This is a genomic window from Accumulibacter sp., from assembly GCF_016789985.1.
Lineage (GTDB): Bacteria > Pseudomonadota > Gammaproteobacteria > Burkholderiales > Rhodocyclaceae > Accumulibacter.
On record NZ_JAEUOL010000201.1, the window covers coordinates 1 to 2,685 of the forward strand.

The 2,685-nt window shown below is 60.5% G+C and carries 4 protein-coding genes; all 4 read left to right on the forward strand.

From position 1 onward, the window contains the following. The first annotated feature begins 186 nt into the window (after positions 1–186). The 4 genes from JNK99_RS11840 (at position 187) to JNK99_RS11855 (ending at position 2,411) form a co-directional block, all read left to right on the forward strand. A complete protein-coding gene (locus tag JNK99_RS11840) occupies positions 187–450 on the forward strand; it encodes a BrnT family toxin (protein WP_291853255.1) in 264 nt (87 codons plus the stop codon). Further along, positions 389–643, forward strand: coding sequence for a type II toxin-antitoxin system prevent-host-death family antitoxin (locus tag JNK99_RS11845; protein ID WP_291853245.1), 255 nt, complete (start codon positions 389–391; stop codon positions 641–643). Before JNK99_RS11840 ends, JNK99_RS11845 begins: the two co-directional genes overlap by 62 nt. Next, positions 643–1,044: a type II toxin-antitoxin system VapC family toxin gene (locus JNK99_RS11850; RefSeq protein WP_291853249.1), complete on the forward strand. Its 402-nt coding sequence runs from the start codon at positions 643–645 to the stop codon at positions 1,042–1,044. Before JNK99_RS11845 ends, JNK99_RS11850 begins: the two co-directional genes overlap by 1 nt. Before the next feature lie 353 nt (positions 1,045–1,397). Continuing rightward, positions 1,398–2,411 (forward strand): IS110 family transposase, encoded by a 1,014-nt coding sequence (locus JNK99_RS11855; RefSeq protein WP_291853252.1) that lies wholly within the window; start codon positions 1,398–1,400, stop codon positions 2,409–2,411. Positions 2,412–2,685: the final 274 nt, after the last annotated feature.

Genomic DNA, 2,685 nt, shown 5'->3' on the forward strand with positions numbered 1-2,685 from the left:
GAACCCGCGCTAGTCGCTCGAATACGCGAATCGGCAAACGGGGGCTTCGTGTTGGGCAGCGAGCGCTTTCAGCGCGAGATAGCCTTCATGTTGGGGCGGCGCACGTGGAAGGGCTCGCCGGGCCGACCAGTGAAGCAGACATTCGACGACACCCAGCAGCAACTTGCCCTTTGACGCGGCATGGCCATGTATTTTCAATGGGATGAAGCAAAGGCGCGCAGCAACGAACAGAAGCATGGTGTTTCCTTCGCCGAAGCTGCTGAGCTGTTTGCTGATGACCATTCTTCCTGCGGGGTCTATGTCGTTTCCACACGAAACGACATAGACCCGTCAAAACACGCTCTTGCTCAGGCTATAATCTGGCTATCCAGACTCCGGAGAAACTCCCATGAGAACCGTTGCCGTCTTCGAGGCCAAGAACCGGTTGTCCGAATTGCTCAATGCGGTTGAGCGCGGCGAAGAAGTCACCATTACCCGTCATGGCAATCCAGTGGCCCGGATCGTTTCCGTGAACGCTGCCACTTCCACCGACGGCGGCCAATCGGCGCGCGTATCCGCCGCCATCACCCGCTTGCGCACTCTGGGCAGCGGCGCCACACTGGGCGCCACTCTGGTGGAGGCCATCGCGGAGGGGCGGGATTGATGCCGTTCGTCCTCGATAATTCGGTGGTTACGGGCTGGTACATCGGCGATCAGGCGTCCGACTACACCGATGCCATCGCGGCCCGACTGGAAACAGATCGGGCGATCGTTCCCGCGATTTGGCAACTGGAGTTCACCAACATTCTGAGAACTGCCTGCATGAAGGGCAAAATGAGCGTCGATGCCGCGCGCCAGATCGTGGATGTCGTCACATCGCTGCCGATCGACGTTGATCACGCAACGCCAGGACCACGGCAACTCCTCGAACTTGCCATGCGCTGCAACCTGAGCAGTTACGATGCGGCCTATCTGGAACTGGCTTTGCGCCACGCGTTACCACTGGCCAGCCGGGACAACGAACTGCGGAATGCCGCTCTGGCGGAGGGTGTCGGATTGCTGTAGGGGGTCAGCCGCCAGGGTCAGAGCTTGACTCTTGCCTTTCACATCAAAGCTGGGGTCATGCACAAAGCTGGGTAGAGTAGGGGACAGGCTTTCGCCTGCCCTCCCTCCCTCATCAAATCGTGCATGCGATTTTCGCGCACACGGCTTTCCGATGTTCTTCACGCCAAGGGATGCGCCGAGTTCCAGCACGCCTTCGTAGGAACTTTGTACACCCTGTAGCGCCCGTAAAGATGAGCACTTGGAAACCGGCGGAAGCCAATTCCTCGATCCTAATGAAATGGACTCCCCCTCCCGCCTAGCGGGACACTGAGCGTATTGCGGCCAAGGGGCTGCACGAAGCAAGGAGGTGTGCCATGAAAGATGTTCGCATCGGTCTTGATATTGCCCAGATGGTTTTCCAGGTCCACGGCGTGGATGAGCCCGGCAAAAGCGTTCTCAAGAAAACGCTCTCCCGGAGCGAACTGCTCAATTTCTTCGCCAATACGCCGGCCAGCCTGATCGGCATCGAAGCCTGCGCCGGTTCTCATTACTGGGCACGGGAATTAATCAAGCTGGGCCACGATGCCCGCCTCATGTCTGCCCAATTCGTTTCCCCCTACCGGAAGAGCGGCAAGAACGACGCCAATGATGCGGAAGCGATCTGCGAAGCCGTGGGCCGGCCGAACATGCGCCTCGTGCCGGTCAAGTCGGAAGAAGCCCAAGCCGTTCTTGCCGTGCATCGCGCCCGCGCCCTGACCGTCTCCGAGCGTACGGCGCTGGTCAATCAGGTGCGCGGGCTGTTGGGCGAATTCGGCATAGTGGCCGGGCAAGGCATTGCCCAAGCCGGCCGGCTGCTCGCCGAGATCGGCGCCGGCGGGCGGCAATTGCCGCTGCTGGCCAGGGAAACCGTTGGCGAATTGCATGACCGCCTGCGAACGCTCGACGAGCGCATCCTGGCCTACGACCGCAAGATTTCAGTCCTGGCCAAGGCCTGCGAACCGGCTCGCCGCCTGATGGCGATTGAAGGGGTGGGTCCGGTCACCGCCACCGCGCTGGTCGCCAGCGTGGGCAACGCCAGCGCCTTCAAGAGCGGACGACAGTTTGCCGCCTGGCTGGGGCTGACGCCCCGGCAGAATTCCCGCGGCGGCAAGACGAAACTCGGATCGATCAGCAAGCGGGGCGATGTCACGCTGCGCACTTTGCTCATCCACGGCACTCGATCCGTGTTGCGACTGACCGCCGACAAGACGGATCGAAAAAGCCGATGGGCAGAAGCGCTCAAGGAGCGGGCTTGCGCCAACGTCGCGGCGGTTGCGCTGGCCGCCAAGAAGGCACGTATCATCTGGGCGATGCGGTCTCGCGGCACCGAATATCAAGTGGCAAGCTGAGGCTTGTCTTGTTCAACCAATACCTCAGCCAGATTCCTGCCTGAGGATTGCGAGCGACATGAGTTGATGGGATGACGGTTCAGACCAGCGTGGAAAAAGCCTGGTAACGTGTTTGGCCGATGCCAGGCCGCTTTGCTAATGAGGGTTCCACGCAGCGTATGTCATCAGGGCCGGTGCCGACGGGCACCACGAAAGTAGGCCGGATAGATTCCTGCAGGCTGCTTCCGACAAACCAACAACACATCACCTTGCAAAATCGGGGGAGTCCATAGAT